Genomic DNA, 14,402 nt, shown 5'->3' with positions numbered 1-14,402 from the left:
TCCGCACGTTTGACGCAACTCCGGCACTCAGCCGACGTGGACATGGGGCCGCCGGGCCCGGTCGGGCTCGGCCTCGCGCAGCACTTCCCGGGTGACGGGTGCGACCTCTCCCTGGCCGAACAGGAAGAACCGCAGGAACTGAGCGAAGGGGCTGCCCTCGGTCCACTCGAAGTAGATATGCGGCCTGCACCCGGTCACATCCCGTACGTGCAGCAGCAGCGCGGCCAGCGAGTTGGGGATGCTGGAGCCGTCGAGGGTCAGGACGCGGTAGCGGCCGTGCAGCACCTCGCCGTGCACGCGCAGCGCCGATTCGAAGTCGGACGGGTCGCGGACGGTGACCTCGACGAAGATCAGATCCTCGTCGTCCGGGATGTCGTTGTCGGCTCGGATCTGCTGGATCTTGTCGCGGTACTCGGCCACGTCCCGGTGGTCCGGCTCGTTGGCGATGAACCGTATGCGGCGGGTGGCGCTGTCACGGACGAAGCGCTCGGCCAGGTCGTCCAGATCCATGTCGGTGACCCGTAGCTCGAAGGCACGGGCGAGCCGGGACAGCAGGGACACCGCGATGATGCCGGCGATGAAACAGGCGCCGATCTTGACGCCGTCGGGGCGTTCCACGACGTTGACCGCCGTGGTGTAGACGAAGACGACCGAGATCACGCCGAAGCCGATGGTCCAGCCCCGCTGCCCGGCGCGGCGGGCGGCGATGGTGACGGCGACCGCGGCGGAGGTCATCAGGACCAGCACCCCGGTGGCGTAGGCACCGCCCTGGGCGTCCACATCGGCGTCGAAGAGCCAGGTGACCAGGAAGGCGATCAAGGTGAAGACGAGCACCATGGGACGCACCGCCCGGGCCCAGTGCGGGGCCATGCCGTAGCGGGGCAGATAGCGGGGCATGAGGTTGAGCAGTCCGGCCATGGCCGAGGCGCCCGCGAACCACAGGATGCCGATGGTCGCGGCGTCGTAGACGCTGCCGAAGACGGACCCCAGGTAGTGGTGCGCGAGGTAGGCGAGGGCCCGTCCATTGGCCTGGCCGCCGGCCTTGAACTCGTCCTGCGGGATGAGCACGGTGGTGATGAAGCTCGTGGTGATCAGGAAGACGCTCATGATCACGGCGGCGGTGGTGAGCAGCTTCCGGGTGTCCCGGATCCGCCCGGTGGGACGCTCCTCGGTGTCGCCGGGGCCGCCGTCCACATGGGGCATGACGGCCACACCGGTTTCGAACCCGGACAGGCCGAGCGCGAGCTTGGGGAACACCACCAGCGCCAGGCCGACCATGACCAGCGGGTTGCTGTGCTCGGCGGTCAGCGCCCGCGACCAGTCGGTGACCACGTGGGACGCGGTGGCCACATGCCACAGCCCGACGATCACGACGACCGCGTTCAACGCCAGGTAGCCGCCCACGAGCACCACCGCCACCCCGATGGCCTCCATGAAGCCCTTGAGGAAGACGGCGCCGAGGAGGGCGACCAGCCCCAGCGTGATCGCCACCTCATGGCCGTGCAGCGCGCTGGTGAAGTGCGGGTTCTCCACCAGGTGGGTGGAGGCGTCGGCGGCCGAGAGGGTGATGGTGATCAGGAAGTCGGTGGCCGCGAACCCCAGCAGCGTCAGAACGAAGAGCTTGCCCTTCCAGAACGACAGCAGCCGCTCCAGCATCGCGATCGACCCCTCGCCATGCGGGCTCTCCTTGGCCACCCGCCGGTACACCGGCAGCGCCCCGGCCAGGGTCACGGCCACCAGCACGACGGTGGCGATGGGGGACAGCAGCCCGGCGGCGAGGGCGGCGATGCCGGGCTGGTAGCCGAGCGTGGAGAAATAGTCCACGCCGGTCAGGCACATCACCCGCCACCACCGCTGCCCCCGGTGCCCCTCGGGGACCTGGGCATGCGGTCCGGGCTGTTGTTTGGCCATATCGGACAGGCCCTGCAGCAGCCAGGTCCGCAGACGGCCTCCCGTGGGGGCCTCCGCCGGGCGGGGCTCCACATCGGTGGAGGTGGCCATGGTGCACTCCTGGTCAGCTCGGGCTACCGAACATGTCGTCGAAAAGAATCAGCCGAATCAGGGTAGGCAGGACCATCTCCGGGCCCCACAGTGGCATGCCCTTCACGGCCCTTCATGGCCCTTCCGGGGGCACCCGGCTGATGGCGGGGACGCCGACGGGGCGGCGTCCGCGACATGGTGTCGGTGGACGCCGCCCCGGGTGGGACGAGGTGCGGGAGGTGGCCCGCGGGCTCATGCCGGTTACTTCGGGTCGCGCTTGAACGACGCGGTCGACCAGCGGTAGCCGAGCGCGGTCAGGCCGATGGACCAGGCGAGGGCGAGCCACCCGTTGTGGCCGATTTCGGTGCCCAGCAGCAGACCGCGCAGGGTCTCGATGGCCGGGGTGAACGGCTGGTACTCGGCGATGGGCTGGAACCAGCCCGGGATCGAGTCGATCGGAATGAAGGCGCTGGAGATGAGCGGCAGCAGGATCAGCGGCATCGCGCTGTTGCTTGCGGCTTCGGCGTTCGGGCTGGCCATGCCCATCCCGACCGCGATCCAGGTGAGGGCCAGGGCGAAGAGCACCAGCAGTCCGAACGCCGCGAGCCACTCCAGGGCGGTGGCGTCCGTCGAGCGGAAGCCGATGGCCACGGCGATGGCGCCGACGAGGACCACGCTGGCGATGGACTGCATCACGCTGCCGATGACGTGCCCGATGAGCACGGATCCGCGGTGGATGGCCATGGTGCGGAAGCGGGCGACGATCCCCTCGGACATGTCGGTGGCGACGGACACCGCGGCCCCGATGACAGTGGAACCGATGGTCATCAGCAGGATGCCGGGGACGACGTAGGCGATGTAGTCGGAGCGGTCGGCGCCGCTTCCGGCGATGCCCGCGCTCATCGTGTCGCCGAAGAGGTAGACGAAGAGCAGGAGCAGCATGACCGGTGTGAGCAGCAGGTTCAGGGTCAGCGACGGGTAGCGGCGGGCGTGCAGGAGGTTGCGGCGCAGCATCGTGGCCGAGTCGCGGACGGCAAGCGAGAGGGCGCTCATCGGACGTTCTCCTTGGGCTGGTTGTTCTGGGCGGGCACGGTGGAGCCGGTCAGGGCGAAGAACACGTCGTCGAGGTCGGGAGTGTGCACGGTCAGCTCGTCGGCCTCGACGCCGACGGAGTCCAGCCAGTCGAGAATGGAGCGCAGTTCGCGCTGGCTGCCGTCGCTGGGGATCTGCAGCGACAGCGCCTCGTCGTCCCGTGTCACCTCGCGCAGGGCGACGGAGGCGGACTGGTAGGCGGCAGGGTCGGCGAAGCGCAGCCGTACGTGCCCGCCGGGGATGAGCCGCTTCAGCTCGTCGGCGCTGCCCTCGGCGGCGATCTTGCCGTCGCTCAGGACCGCGATGCGGTCGGCGAGTTCGTCGGCCTCGTCCAGGTACTGGGTGGTGAGGAAGACGGTGACGCCGTCGGAGACCAACTCACGGATGATGCCCCACATGTTGTGGCGGCTGCGCGGGTCCAGACCGGTGGTCGGCTCGTCGAGGAAGATGATCCGCGGGCTGCCGACCAGCGTCATGGCGATGTCCAGGCGGCGCTTCATGCCGCCGGAGTAGCTGGCGGCGGGCTTTTTCGCGGCCTCGACCAGGTCGAACCGCTCCAGCAGCTCGGTGGCGACCCGCCGCCCCTCGCGCTTGGAGAGATGGTGCAGGTCCGCCATGAGGAGCATGTTCTCCTCACCGGTGATCAGCCCGTCGACGGCGGAGAACTGCCCGGTGACACCGATCGCGGCCCGCACCGCCTGCGGGTCGGCGGCGAGGTCGTGGCCGGCGACGTGCAGCTCGCCGCCGTCGGCGCTGATGAGGGTGGAGAGGATCTTGACGGCGGTGGTCTTGCCGGCGCCGTTCGGGCCGAGCAGGGAGAAGACGGTGCCGGCCGGCACCGCCAGGTCGATGCCGTCGAGCACGACCTTGTCGCCGTAGGACTTGCGCAGCCCGTTCGCCGCGATGGCCAAGCTGGTCATGAGGGGTGCTCCTTCTGGAAGCCGCGGATCGGAGGTTGCGGGGTCGGAGGTTGCGGGGTCAGAGGCTGCGGGCGGCGATGTCGCCCTGGGAGGTGGTCGCGTGGATGTCGAGCTCGACGCTGCCCGCGTTCTTGAGGCCGTTGCTGATGCGGCCGTAGGAGGTACCGGCGTCCAGGGAGGCCGAGACCCCGGCGGCGGCGGTGACCGAGATGTCGCCCTGCTGGGTGCTCAGCACGACCTTGCCGCGCACGGCCTCGGCGATCCGGATGTCGCCCCTCGCGGTGCTGATCTCCGCGGGTCCGTTGAGCCGGCCGACCTCGACGTCGCCGTCGATCGCGGTGAGGCGGACACTCGCGGCCTCATCGATCTTGATCTGGCGGTACGCGCCGTCGAAGGCGATGTCGCCGAGGCGGCCGACGGCCCGGAACTCGGTGCTCGCCGCCTTCGCCTCGACGCGGGAACCGGCGGGCAGTTGAACGGTCACCTCGATGGATCCGGAGGGGCCGAGGTACTCGTTCTTCACCGGGACCTCGATCCGCAGGGCTCCGTCGGCGTATCCGACGGTGGTCTGCTCCGCCGCCTTCACATCACGGCTCTTCGAGGCGTTGGTGGGCCGGACCTCGACCGCGGTGTCGGCGCGATCGGCGGCGATGATCTGGACGCGCCCCGCGGGGATGTCCAGGACGGCGGCGATCGGGGTGGGGGTCTCGAACTTCGGCATCGTGCTCTCCTTGCGACTCGTTGTTTCCGACATTGGAAAAGCTACGTTGCGTTCAAGAAACTGGCAACGCAGTCGTTGCATGAGATCTCTATCTATGCAGGTGGAGGCCCAATAATCGTTGCGATGGTCCTGAACGTAATGCAACTTGGGTTCACCGAACGTTGCAATGGATTGCATGTGAACGCTATGCTGTGGGGCATCGGACAACACGAAGGAGGGCGCGATGCCGGGCGGCAGGCTCACTCAGAAGGACCGTCAGCAGATCGCGCTGGGGCTGGCCGACAACCTCCCCTACGCCGAGATCGCCCGCCGCCTGGAGCGTCCGACCTCGACGATCACGCGTGAGGTGATGCGCAACGGCGGCCCCACCGGCTACCGCGCGGACCTGGCCCACCGCGCCACCGAACGCCGCGCCCACCGGCGCAAGCCCGCCTCGTCCCGGGGAGCGGAGCCGGCCGCCCTGCCGCACGGACGCGACCCCGAGGCCGTGGCCGAGTACGAAGAGCGGTTCACCACCGTCATGATGCAATCGGGCCTGTCCAACAAGATGATGGCGCGGGTGATGGTCTGCCTCCTCACCACCGACTCCGGCAGCATGACCGCCGCTGAACTGGTCCAGCGTCTTCAGGTCAGCCCGGCGTCCATCTCCAAATCGATCACCTTCCTGGAGAGCCAGTCCCTCGTCCGCAGGGAACGCGACGAACGCCGCCGAGAGCGCTACGTCATCGACGACAACCTCTGGTACCAGTCGATGGCCGCCAGCGTCCGCGCCCTCACCCAGCAGGTCGAGATCTCACGCCAGGGCGTCGGCATCCTCGGCCCGGGCACCCCGGCCGCCGTCCGCCTGGAGAACGTCGCCCGCTTCCTCGACTTCGTCGCCGAAAGCCTCGCCCGCGCCACAGAACAGGCTCGCGACATCCTCTACATGAGCGCCGAGCCGAACGCCGAGCCGAACGCCGAGCCGACGACCCCGGACAGCCCTGCCACGCCAAGCCCGGACCGCGGATAGACGGCCGCAGTGAACTGGCCTCTGGGATGCGGTTGTTGCCGCGACCGGGCCTCGGCATGATGGATGCCACATGCCGGGAATCGACGCTCGCCATCGCCTCTCCGTGAGGGGGCTTGGCCCGGATCTATATCGCGATATAGCGTTAGTCTTCCACTCGCGCCGCTGTCCGCATCCGCGCGGAGACGGCGGAGACGTTCGACAGGACTTCGACAGGACCAGGACGGAAGCATGTCGGGAGAGATCTCGCCCGCCGGGAAGCGCCCCGGCCCCGGCTCGTCGCCCGAGCTGCGGGCCTCTCATGCGGACCGGGACCGGGTGGTGGATGTGCTGCGTATCGCGGCGGGGGACGGCCTGCTGACCGCGGACGAGTTGGACGAGCGCCTGGAAGTCGCCCTGTCGGCGCGGACTCTGAGCGAGCTGGCCGCGCTCACCGCCGACCTGCCGCCCGTATCGGCTACGGTCGGCGGGACTGGAGCAGAGGCCAAGGACACGGTTCGGATCGAACAGATCCACAGCGGCGCGGTAGAGCGCGTGGGGCGCTGGGTGGTACCGCGGAGGCTGGAGCTCGCGGTGACGTTCTGCGGGGTGACGCTCGACTTCACTGAGGCCGTGATCACGCACGACACCTTGCGGATCGACGTAGGCATGACGGGGAAGACCCTGACGCTGGTCACAAGGCCGGGTGTCGTGGTTGATACTGACGGTCTGCAGCTGTTGCACTGCAGGGTCAAGTACCGTCAGGCTCTGACGAATCCTGATACGCCCGTCACTCTGCGGGTGGAGCTGGTCGGTCAGAAGACCCACGGCCGCGTGGTGGTGCGGCCCCCGCGCCGGACGTTCGCGCAGTGGCTGCTGCGCAGGCCCCCGTCCCCTCCCGCAGGTGATTGACGCCATGCGTGGTCTGGTCGGCTGATTTCCGCACGCAAGCCGGGACCGTGCGTCCGTATGCGTTGAGTCATGCGTCGAGTCATGCGTTCAGTTGTGCGCGAATGAGCGTGTCGAGCCGCTGCCATGCCGGGGACGAGGCGTTGACCGTGCCCTGGATGAGGGCGGGGATCTCGGAGGCCGCGTCCAGCTCGGGCAGTTCGTCGGGGCCGTAGCGTTCCCGGGTCGCCTCGGAGATCCGGCGGGCGAGGTCGTCGAGGTGGGGATCGTCGGCGTTCAGATCGTGCGCGTGGTCGTAGTCGAGGAAGAGCTGCCGCAGTGCCGGGTCGGCAAGGGACTCGGCTTGGTCGTGGAACAGTGTGATCGCGCGGTCCGGGTGGGTGGCGAACACGAGGATCCACAGGTCGCGTTGCAGCTCGACCCACCGAGACGTGAATCCCCAGCGAGCGAGGCGCTTCAGATGGGCACCGACCTCGCCGGGCAGCGGTGTCAGCCGCCCGGCGGCGAGCTGGCTCCGGCGCCCCTGCGTTGCCCGCAGGCCACGGATACGAGCGGTGAGCTCCTCGTCGATCTCGCGCAGGGCCTGCTGGAACTCCTCGTCGGTCGCTGATCTCAGGTCCCGGATACGAGCCAGGGGGACGCCGGCTTCGGCGAGGGTGCGGATCTTGATCAGCTCGATGGCGTCGTTCGCGCCGTACCGCCGGTAGCCGGACGCATCGCGGTCGGGCTCGGGGAACAGCCCCTTGTCGTGATAGACGCGGATGGTCTTGATCGACACTCCGACGTACCCGGCCAGCTGCCCGATGGTGATCACCCGGCCATCGTTCCACTTGACCCTTCCCCTGGGGCAGGGTTGCAGCATGGCGTCATGGCGCACATGGATTTCAACCGGGAGAGCCTGCGCGAGCTGGCCGATCAGGGCAACGAGACCGCTTTGGACCGGCTGGCCGACCTCGCCGAGGCGGCCGGCGACCTCGGCGAGCTGAGCGAGCTGTTGGACGAGGGGTCCATGCACGCCGGGTTCCTGCTCACCCGCCGCGCGGCCGCGACCGGCGACCTGCGCGAGCTGCAACGGATCGCCGACGCCGGATACGACGAGGCCGGGAACGAGCTGGACCGGCGGACCCGAACGACGTCATGGTCTTCTTCGGTGAGATCGACCGTGCCAGTAGTTCCTTCGGCGGCGGCCGTCTCGCCCTGCCTGTCGACGTGCAGCCAAAAATGTAAAGGCGAGCGAGGCCGACCTCGATCCGTCGGCGTCCTGCGCAAGGAGGGCCTTCCCCGCGTTCACCGATTAGCGGCCAGCACTGCCGCGAGGCCCTCTTGGAGGTCTTTGACGAAATACTCGGGAACCTCCAGCGACGGGAAATGTCCTCCGATTTCGGGCGACCTCCATCGGACGATTTGTCGGTACCGCTCCTGTGCCCAGGGGCGCGGACACTTTTCGACGTCGCGGGGATACATAGTGAGTGCTGACGGGACGTCGACCCGAAGTTCGGGGTCGAGCGAGTTGTGGCTTTCGTAGTAAATGCGGGCCGCCGATGCGCCGGTCCGCGTCAGCCAATACAGGGTGACGTCGTCGAGAATGCGGTCTCTGGAAATCGTCTCGAACGGGCTGTCTTCGGTGTCTGACCACTCGGCGAACTTGTCAAGGATCCAGGCAAGAAGCCCGACCGGTGAGTCGACGAGCGAGTAGCCGATGGTCTGCGGTCGGGTCGCCTGCTGCTTCGCGTAGGCCGCGCGGTGGCGCCAGAAATCACGGGTTTCCTCGGTCCATTTGCGCTCGACCGCCGTCAGCCCGTCCGTTGTCAACCCGGGCGGTCCCTCCGCGAACGTTGTGTGGATGCCGAGAACGTGCGCCGGGAACCTGCCGGCGAGAACCGTGGTGATATTGCCTCCCCAGTCGCCACCGTGGGCCAGGAACTTGCTGTAGCCGAGCCTTCCCATCAGTTCCACCCATGCGGCCGCGATCTTTTCGGTTCCCCACCCGGTGGTGGCCGGCTTCTCGCTGTAACCAAAGCCTGGTAGCGACGGGACCACGACGTGGAACGCCGGCACGTCCGCATCTTTCGGATCTGCCAGCTCGTCCACTACATCGATGAACCGAGCAATGCTGTCTGGCCAGCCGTGCGTCAAGAGCAGAGGAGTGGCATCCGCGCGCGCGGATCGGCGGTGCAGGAAGTGGATTCCCAGATCATCAATGGTCGTGCGGAACTGGCCGATCCGGTTAAGGCGCTCTTCGAACGACCGCCAGTTGTACCCGGTGCGCCAGTAGCTCACGACATCGACGAGGTCGGCGAGCGGAACGCCCTGTTCCCATCGGCGAGGGCCGGGCGCGGCGCGATAGACCGTCTCAGCCTCCGGTAGCCGCGCCGCGGCCAACCGCGCGCGCAGATCGTCGAGGTCAGCGTCACTTGCGTGGGCTTCAAATGCTTGCACGTCGCTGGTTGGACGGGGCATGAGACCTCCTGGCCATGGCGGAACCGGCTAAGGCGGTTCTAGCATGTCTTCATGTCGGCCCGCAACCAGCTAAGGTGGTTCCATGCGTGCTGGCTTCCCTGACTTCCGCCTCGGTAGCGTGCTGGCGACCAGCTTCACGGGGACTCTGTCGGAGCGTCATGGCGACGCTGTGGAGCGCATTCCCACGCCGCACCGACTCGTCGACTGGCTGGCAGTGAACGGCCTCGCCGTGGACTCCTGTACCACTGACCAGCTCGACCTCGCTCGGGAACTGAGGGAGTCGATTCACGCCGCCGCGACAGCGGCCGCGATCCAGGACGCTCTCCCTGCGTCTGCTGTCCAGGTCATCAATGACTGCAGCGCTCAGGGTCGGGCCGCGGCGATCCTGACGCCCGAGGGTAAGCGGCGATGGCGGCTCAGCTCGGCTTCCTGCGTGGAAGATGCACTCGGCGTGATCGCCGCCGACGCGATCAGCATCATCGCAGGCGAACGAGACGGGAAATTGGCCTTGTGCGCATCACCAACCTGCCAAGCCGCCTTCTTCGACACCAGCCAAAGTCGCACCCGCAAATGGTGTGACATGAACACGTGTGGGAATCGTCAGAAGAAAGCGCGCTTCAATGCCAACCAGCGCAAAAACCCCAGATCAGCGGAGTGACCGCTCATATCGTGACGAGGCGGTCGGCGGTGCCGCCAGACCACTCGACCATGAAGAGCGTCGCGTCGTCGGTGGTGACCCCGCCGCGTTCTCGCATCAGGGTGTGGGACAGGCTGCGCACCATTTCCTGTACGCCTTCTCCCACGCATCCCGCTCGGTCCACGAATTCGAGCATCCGTTCCTCGCCGAACTGCTCTTCGCCGGCGCGGTGCTCCTCGATGAGACCGTCGGTGAAGAAGAGGATCCGGTCGCCGCGGGACAGTAGCTGGTCGTTGATCTGTGGGATGGCGCCGCCGAAGCCGACGGGCAGGGTGCCTGGGCTCTCCAGTGCTTGGACGACGCGGTGGTCGCGGATCAGCAGGGGCGCCGGGTGTCCGGCGTTGACCCATTGCAGATGGCCGGTTCCGATGTCGAGGCGCATCATCTGCGCGGTGACGAAGTGGTCGGGCCCGAACTGCGCGTCGATGGCCGTGTCCATGAACATGTACAGGTCGGCGAGGTCGACGTCGGCGCGTCTGGCGTGCCGGTAGGCGCCGATGGCGACGGTGGCCAGTACGGCGGCGTCCAGCCCGTGGCCCATGGCGTCGATGATGGCTACGTGCAGGATGTCGTTGTTCAGGGCGTAGTCGAAGCTGTCCCCCGCGACGTCGTAGGCGGGTTCGAGGATTCCGGCCACTGCCACCTGTGGTGTGACCATGGTCAGCGGGGGCAGCAGCGACCATTGGATCTCCGCGGCCAGCGTCATCGGCTCACGTCGCCGGGCCCGGAAGAATTGGTCGGTGTAGCTGTTCTTGGTGACGAGCATGTCGGCGATCAGGCCGGCGAGGCGCCGCAGCAAGCGCCGGTCGTCGTCGTCGACAGTGGTCAGGGTGACGGCCAGTACCCCTACCACGTCGCTGCCGTCCAGCAGCGGCAGGAATATCCGTACGCCGTCGGCCTGCGGTTGTTCTACTGTCGTGGCGCTCAGAAAAGCCCTGCCGGCCTGAGTGTCGTCGATCCGTTCGGCTTCCCCGACCATGAGTCTCATGCCTGGCAGGGGAGCCAGCATCAGCTGGTCGTAGTCCTGGAGGAGGATGGAGACGTTCCGCCCGCCGATCCTGCTCACTTCCTCGGCGACGAGTGGGGCGATCAGCTGGGGTGGCATCTCGTGCGCCCGGTCCAGCAGCACACCCAGCAGCCGCTCCCCGAATCCCTCCGACCGGTCCACTGTGACTTTACGGAAGTCCTGTTCACCGTCTGCCATGGCGACCTCGTCTCGCCGCACCGCCCTCGCGCGGAGGCGGTCCTTGGGGCTGTTCGCCACTGTGGCCCCGCTGCCTCCGCCACTCCAGCATCGCGCACATGGGAGCCCGCGACACCTGGCGCCAGGCCGCCGGAGCGCGCGACTGGTGCCTGAGGCGGGCGAAGAGCGATGTGCGCCCCGGCGAAGCGCCGGGTACGGCATCAGTGCTCGGCCTCATACCTGTGCATGCGCTCGACCAGCGGAAGAGGCGTCCCGTCGGAACCGTTGACGGACCCGCCGGCCATACGCGCGCAGACACCCTCGCAAGCGAGCAGTTGTTTGCCGCTGTCGTGCGCGACCACCATCGCGTCCGTGTCCGGGGCACGCCGGTAGTCGGTGCGGCAGACGACGCAGACCAGTCCGGCCACCATCTCCTCGGTCGGTTCGGAGTGACTGCGACGGCGGCTCGAGATGGCGTCAGATGAATACATGTGAACCATTTCCTCTTGCTCATGGCGCGACAGTGGGCCCAAAGGACCCGTGGCAAGGGCCGGGTGTGTTGCGGTTGGTTCCGTAGTGCTCAGGGAGCGTTACTGATCTGCTCTGGGCCGTTGCGGGCCCGGCGGTCGGTCGGCGCTCGGGCCCGACGATTCGCTGCACGCGATGTGGCGACCGGTGGTCGGGCTCTCATCTCGGCGGTGGCTGCCCGGCCTACTGTTCCCGAGGCTGACGCCGCGGCGATGACGCCACCCGAGATGCGCGTGGGTAGCGCCACCCTACTCTCGTCCGGACGCTGGAGCGCGTCTGTGGCCGCCGGGCCGCACGGGAACATGCCTCCTCGGCGCGCGGGGAGTACGGTGAAGAGGAAGAAGGGCGATCCGGAATGGCGGTTCCCCCGCCACAGCCGGCCGTCCTTCGCGATTCACGATCCTTCACGATCCTTCGCGATTCACGACACGGTCCGGACCACGGGCTCGGAGAGGGCGTATACACAGCTCACGTCGTCCGCGTCAGGGTTACGGGCGACGTGGTCCGAGCACCGGCCAAGCGGACCGGTTGATCCGCGCGATGGTTGTCCCCCCGTGGTGACCTGCGAGGGCTGCCGCTCCGATGGCACCGCACCGCATGAACAGCCCGCATCCGCGTGCCGCTGACAGCTGAGTGCTGACGGCTGAGTGCTGATGGCTGGGGGCTGACGGCTGACACCGATCAGGATCGAGATCCATGGCGTCCTCAGACTTCAGTCAACCCCCCGTTGTCGGCGTGGGGTCGGCTGGAACTTCCTCGACTTCCTCAAGCCCTTCGGCTCCGCGGGCCGAGCCCTCCGGAAACATCCCGGGCGGGTCCAAGACGATCCGTGATCGATCCCCGGGCAGTGACTACGCGCTGCTTTCCCGCCAGGTCAGAAACGCGGGACTGCTGCGGCACCGGCCACTGCGTTCCGTCACGGCGCTGGCTGTCACGCTGCTCCTCCTGACCGGTGGCTGGGCGGCCTTCCTCCTGATCGGCGACTCCTGGTGGCAGCTGACCGTCGCCGCGGTGTTGGCCTTCGCCTTCACACAGTGCGGGTTCCGCGGCCATGAAGCGGGCCACCGCCAGCTATTCCACGGCAAGCGGGCAAACGACGCGACAGGGCTGGTGTTCGGCAATCTCTTCATCGGTCTCGGATTCGGATGGTGGGTGGCCAAGCACAACCGTCACCACGCCCATCCCAACCAGGTCGGCCGCGACCCCGACATCGAGACCGGCGCCGTGGTCTTCATCGATCACGAGGCTCGTGGGCGTACGGGTGTGGCCGGTTTCATCACCCGCCACCAGGCCCGCCTCTTCTTCCCCATGCTGCTGCTGGAGGGCTGGGCACTGCATGTGGCCACATTCCGGGCGCTGCGCAGGGGCCGGACGAGTGCTCCCGCTCCTCTCCCGGTCGAGGTACTGGCTCTGCTCGTGCACGTGGCGGCGTATCTCACCGTTGTGCTCGTGGTCCTTTCGCCGCTGAAGGCGCTGGCGTTCGTTGTGGTCCAGCAGGCCCTTTTCGGCCTGTACATGGGGGTTTCCTTCGCCCCCAACCACAAGGGGATGGCGATGCCGGGGGAGCATGACCGACCGGACTTCCTGCGCGGCCAAGTCCTCACCTCGCGCAACGTACGGGGCGGGCGGGTCATCGACTTCGTGCTCGGCGGTCTGAACTACCAGATCGAACACCACCTGTTCCCCAGCATGCCCCGAACCGCTCTGCCGGCGGCCCAGCCCCTGATCCGCGCCTACTGTGCCGAGCTCGCCCTGCCCTACGAACAGACGGGCTTGGTGGACTCGTACCGGCAGGTGCTGCGTCATCTCCACGCGGTGGGGGCCCCACTGCGGGCCGAACGTCGGGCATGACCCCGGCATGGCCTTGATCCACAGGAGACAACGGCCCCGGCGCAGAAACACCGGGGCCGCCCTTTCGGGTCGGTCGCACGTGAGAGTGCACCGGCCCACTCCCATGCTATGTCTGGTGCGCTTTTCCGGCATCAGAGACTTTTCGCGTCCAGAAGTTCTTCCGGCGACGCCGGGCGTCGGGCGTCGGGCGCCGACGCGGGCCGACGGCGCCCTGAACCCCTTCAGACGTGGTCCGTCTGCGCGGGGTCTTGCCCGGAGGACCGACTTGCTACCAGCCAGGACCGCGCCGGCTCTGCCGTGTGCGCGGTGTCCACGGTGAGATGGAGGAGGGTTCCGCCGTCCGCGGCGGCCGGGTAGCTCCGCTGTTCGGTGCCGGCGAAGCAACGACGGAGCACCTCCGCGACCTGACGGGCGACATCGGGGGACGCGGCGACAATACGTACCTCGGCGCGCCCTGCCGAGGGTGATTTCGGTGGCTGCATGGTGACCTCGTTCATCAGGAAGACGTGGTGGTGGGCGCGGGCCCTCGCTTCGTGCCCACCGGCCCAGGTCAGGAGAAGGCCATGGGTCATTCGCGGCCCCGTCGCGGTGGTCGGGGTGTGGAGGGGGCGAGGGCATGGGTGGCGGTCTCGTTCGCCATCAGACTGCTCGCGGTGAGGAGGCTGCCGACGGTGGCTGCGGCGGCCATCAGCCGGGCGGCGGCTGCCGCACTCGTCTCCGGCGGGATCACCAGAAGGTCCCAGCGGCCCGTCGTGTAGGAGAGCAGAATCAACTTGTGCGGGTCCTGCTCATCGGTGAACCAGCCCACCTTCACCGTGTGCCCGGTCGCAGGCACCTTGCGCGGGATCACGGGCCAGTGGGCCGGGTTCACGGAGACGCGCGTGATACGGCCCCAGCGTGCGTCCAACACGTCCGTCAGGGCGGGCAGCTCACGGAGGAGATCGCGGGAGCGAGGCCACCACGCACCGTCCAGAAGACCTGGAACCGGGCTGGTCGGCGTCAGTGACAGGCGGGCCGGTGGGGAGGGCACGCGCTCATCAGGGGTCGTACGGTCGATGGCCACGGTCATGGCGCGG

General features: G+C 68.0%; 14 protein-coding genes. 4 read left to right on the top strand and 10 right to left on the bottom strand.

The window, feature by feature from the left end:
• Positions 1–27: 27 nt before the first annotated feature.
• The 4 genes from J5X86_RS00805 to J5X86_RS00790 form a co-directional block, all read right to left on the bottom strand.
• Positions 28–2,001, bottom strand: coding sequence for an APC family permease (locus tag J5X86_RS00805; RefSeq protein ID WP_208514913.1), 1,974 nt, complete (start codon positions 1,999–2,001; stop codon positions 28–30).
• A gap of 240 nt (positions 2,002–2,241) precedes the next feature.
• Positions 2,242–3,033: an ABC transporter permease gene (locus J5X86_RS00800; RefSeq protein WP_119990243.1), complete on the bottom strand. Its 792-nt coding sequence runs from the start codon at positions 3,031–3,033 to the stop codon at positions 2,242–2,244.
• Entirely contained in the window at positions 3,030–3,992 is a 963-nt protein-coding gene (locus J5X86_RS00795) for an ATP-binding cassette domain-containing protein (protein ID WP_208514912.1), read from the bottom strand. The genes J5X86_RS00800 and J5X86_RS00795 overlap by 4 nt, the downstream gene beginning before the upstream one ends.
• Before the next feature lie 58 nt (positions 3,993–4,050).
• A complete protein-coding gene (locus tag J5X86_RS00790; RefSeq protein WP_208514911.1) occupies positions 4,051–4,713 on the bottom strand; it encodes a DUF4097 family beta strand repeat-containing protein in 663 nt (220 codons plus the stop codon).
• A 223-nt stretch (positions 4,714–4,936) separates the two neighbouring features.
• On the opposite strand from J5X86_RS00790, the gene J5X86_RS52765 reads away from it, so the two are divergent.
• Positions 4,937–5,722, top strand: coding sequence for a helix-turn-helix domain-containing protein (locus tag J5X86_RS52765; protein ID WP_208514910.1), 786 nt, complete (start codon positions 4,937–4,939; stop codon positions 5,720–5,722).
• Between the two features lie 228 nt (positions 5,723–5,950).
• Positions 5,951–6,610 carry a DUF1707 domain-containing protein gene (locus J5X86_RS00780; protein WP_208514909.1) on the top strand — a complete coding sequence of 220 codons (660 nt, stop codon included), beginning with the start codon at positions 5,951–5,953 and terminating at the stop codon, positions 6,608–6,610.
• A gap of 79 nt (positions 6,611–6,689) precedes the next feature.
• Here J5X86_RS00780 and J5X86_RS00775 read toward each other — a convergent pair whose 3' ends face one another.
• Both J5X86_RS00775 and J5X86_RS00770 read right to left on the bottom strand, forming a co-directional pair.
• Complete coding sequence (locus J5X86_RS00775; RefSeq protein ID WP_308124411.1) at positions 6,690–7,622, bottom strand: MerR family transcriptional regulator; 933 nt, start codon at positions 7,620–7,622, stop codon at positions 6,690–6,692.
• Between the two features lie 272 nt (positions 7,623–7,894).
• Positions 7,895–9,067: an epoxide hydrolase family protein gene (locus J5X86_RS00770; protein WP_208514908.1), complete on the bottom strand. Its 1,173-nt coding sequence runs from the start codon at positions 9,065–9,067 to the stop codon at positions 7,895–7,897.
• A gap of 82 nt (positions 9,068–9,149) precedes the next feature.
• Between J5X86_RS00770 and J5X86_RS00765 the strand changes: the two genes are divergently transcribed.
• Entirely contained in the window at positions 9,150–9,725 is a 576-nt protein-coding gene (locus tag J5X86_RS00765; protein WP_208514907.1) for an ABATE domain-containing protein, read from the top strand.
• 4 nt (positions 9,726–9,729) lie between these two features.
• Here J5X86_RS00765 and J5X86_RS00760 read toward each other — a convergent pair whose 3' ends face one another.
• Entirely contained in the window at positions 9,730–10,968 is a 1,239-nt protein-coding gene (locus J5X86_RS00760; RefSeq protein WP_208514906.1) for a PP2C family protein-serine/threonine phosphatase, read from the bottom strand.
• Positions 10,969–11,168: 200 nt separating this feature from the next.
• Positions 11,169–11,438: a hypothetical protein gene (locus J5X86_RS00755; protein WP_208514905.1), complete on the bottom strand. Its 270-nt coding sequence runs from the start codon at positions 11,436–11,438 to the stop codon at positions 11,169–11,171.
• A gap of 772 nt (positions 11,439–12,210) precedes the next feature.
• On the opposite strand from J5X86_RS00755, the gene J5X86_RS00750 reads away from it, so the two are divergent.
• On the top strand, positions 12,211–13,326 hold the full coding sequence (locus J5X86_RS00750; protein WP_308124410.1) for an acyl-CoA desaturase: 1,116 nt from the start codon (positions 12,211–12,213) through the stop codon (positions 13,324–13,326).
• Positions 13,327–13,547: 221 nt separating this feature from the next.
• Here J5X86_RS00750 and J5X86_RS00745 read toward each other — a convergent pair whose 3' ends face one another.
• Positions 13,548–13,808 carry a hypothetical protein gene (locus tag J5X86_RS00745; RefSeq protein WP_208515616.1) on the bottom strand — a complete coding sequence of 87 codons (261 nt, stop codon included), beginning with the start codon at positions 13,806–13,808 and terminating at the stop codon, positions 13,548–13,550.
• An 86-nt stretch (positions 13,809–13,894) separates the two neighbouring features.
• Positions 13,895–14,395, bottom strand: a complete 501-nt coding sequence (locus J5X86_RS00740; protein ID WP_208514903.1) for a DUF5994 family protein — start codon at positions 14,393–14,395, stop codon at positions 13,895–13,897.
• Positions 14,396–14,402: the final 7 nt, after the last annotated feature.

This window comes from Streptomyces sp. NEAU-YJ-81 (genome assembly GCF_017592595.1).
GTDB lineage: Bacteria > Actinomycetota > Actinomycetes > Streptomycetales > Streptomycetaceae > Streptomyces > Streptomyces hygroscopicus_B.
Note: the sequence above shows the minus strand (reverse complement) of the source record. Positions and strands in the feature narration are given on the sequence as shown.

Excerpts from the sequence above, each read along its gene's own strand:
- J5X86_RS00805 (WP_208514913.1), bottom strand. The coding sequence starts at position 2,001 with ATGGCCACCTCCACCGATGTGGAGCCCCGCCCGGCGGAGGCCCCCACG.
- J5X86_RS00795 (WP_208514912.1), bottom strand. The coding sequence starts at position 3,992 with ATGACCAGCTTGGCCATCGCGGCGAACGGGCTGCGCAAGTCCTACGGC.
- J5X86_RS00760 (WP_208514906.1), bottom strand. The coding sequence starts at position 10,968 with ATGGCAGACGGTGAACAGGACTTCCGTAAAGTCACAGTGGACCGGTCG.
- J5X86_RS00790 (WP_208514911.1), bottom strand. The coding sequence starts at position 4,713 with ATGCCGAAGTTCGAGACCCCCACCCCGATCGCCGCCGTCCTGGACATC.
- J5X86_RS00740 (WP_208514903.1), bottom strand. The coding sequence starts at position 14,395 with ATGACCGTGGCCATCGACCGTACGACCCCTGATGAGCGCGTGCCCTCC.
- J5X86_RS00765 (WP_208514907.1), top strand. The coding sequence starts at position 9,150 with ATGCGTGCTGGCTTCCCTGACTTCCGCCTCGGTAGCGTGCTGGCGACC.
- J5X86_RS00755 (WP_208514905.1), bottom strand. The coding sequence starts at position 11,438 with ATGTATTCATCTGACGCCATCTCGAGCCGCCGTCGCAGTCACTCCGAA.
- J5X86_RS00770 (WP_208514908.1), bottom strand. The coding sequence starts at position 9,067 with ATGCCCCGTCCAACCAGCGACGTGCAAGCATTTGAAGCCCACGCAAGT.
- J5X86_RS00780 (WP_208514909.1), top strand. The coding sequence starts at position 5,951 with ATGTCGGGAGAGATCTCGCCCGCCGGGAAGCGCCCCGGCCCCGGCTCG.
- J5X86_RS00800 (WP_119990243.1), bottom strand. The coding sequence starts at position 3,033 with ATGAGCGCCCTCTCGCTTGCCGTCCGCGACTCGGCCACGATGCTGCGC.
- J5X86_RS00745 (WP_208515616.1), bottom strand. The coding sequence starts at position 13,808 with ATGCAGCCACCGAAATCACCCTCGGCAGGGCGCGCCGAGGTACGTATT.
- J5X86_RS52765 (WP_208514910.1), top strand. The coding sequence starts at position 4,937 with ATGCCGGGCGGCAGGCTCACTCAGAAGGACCGTCAGCAGATCGCGCTG.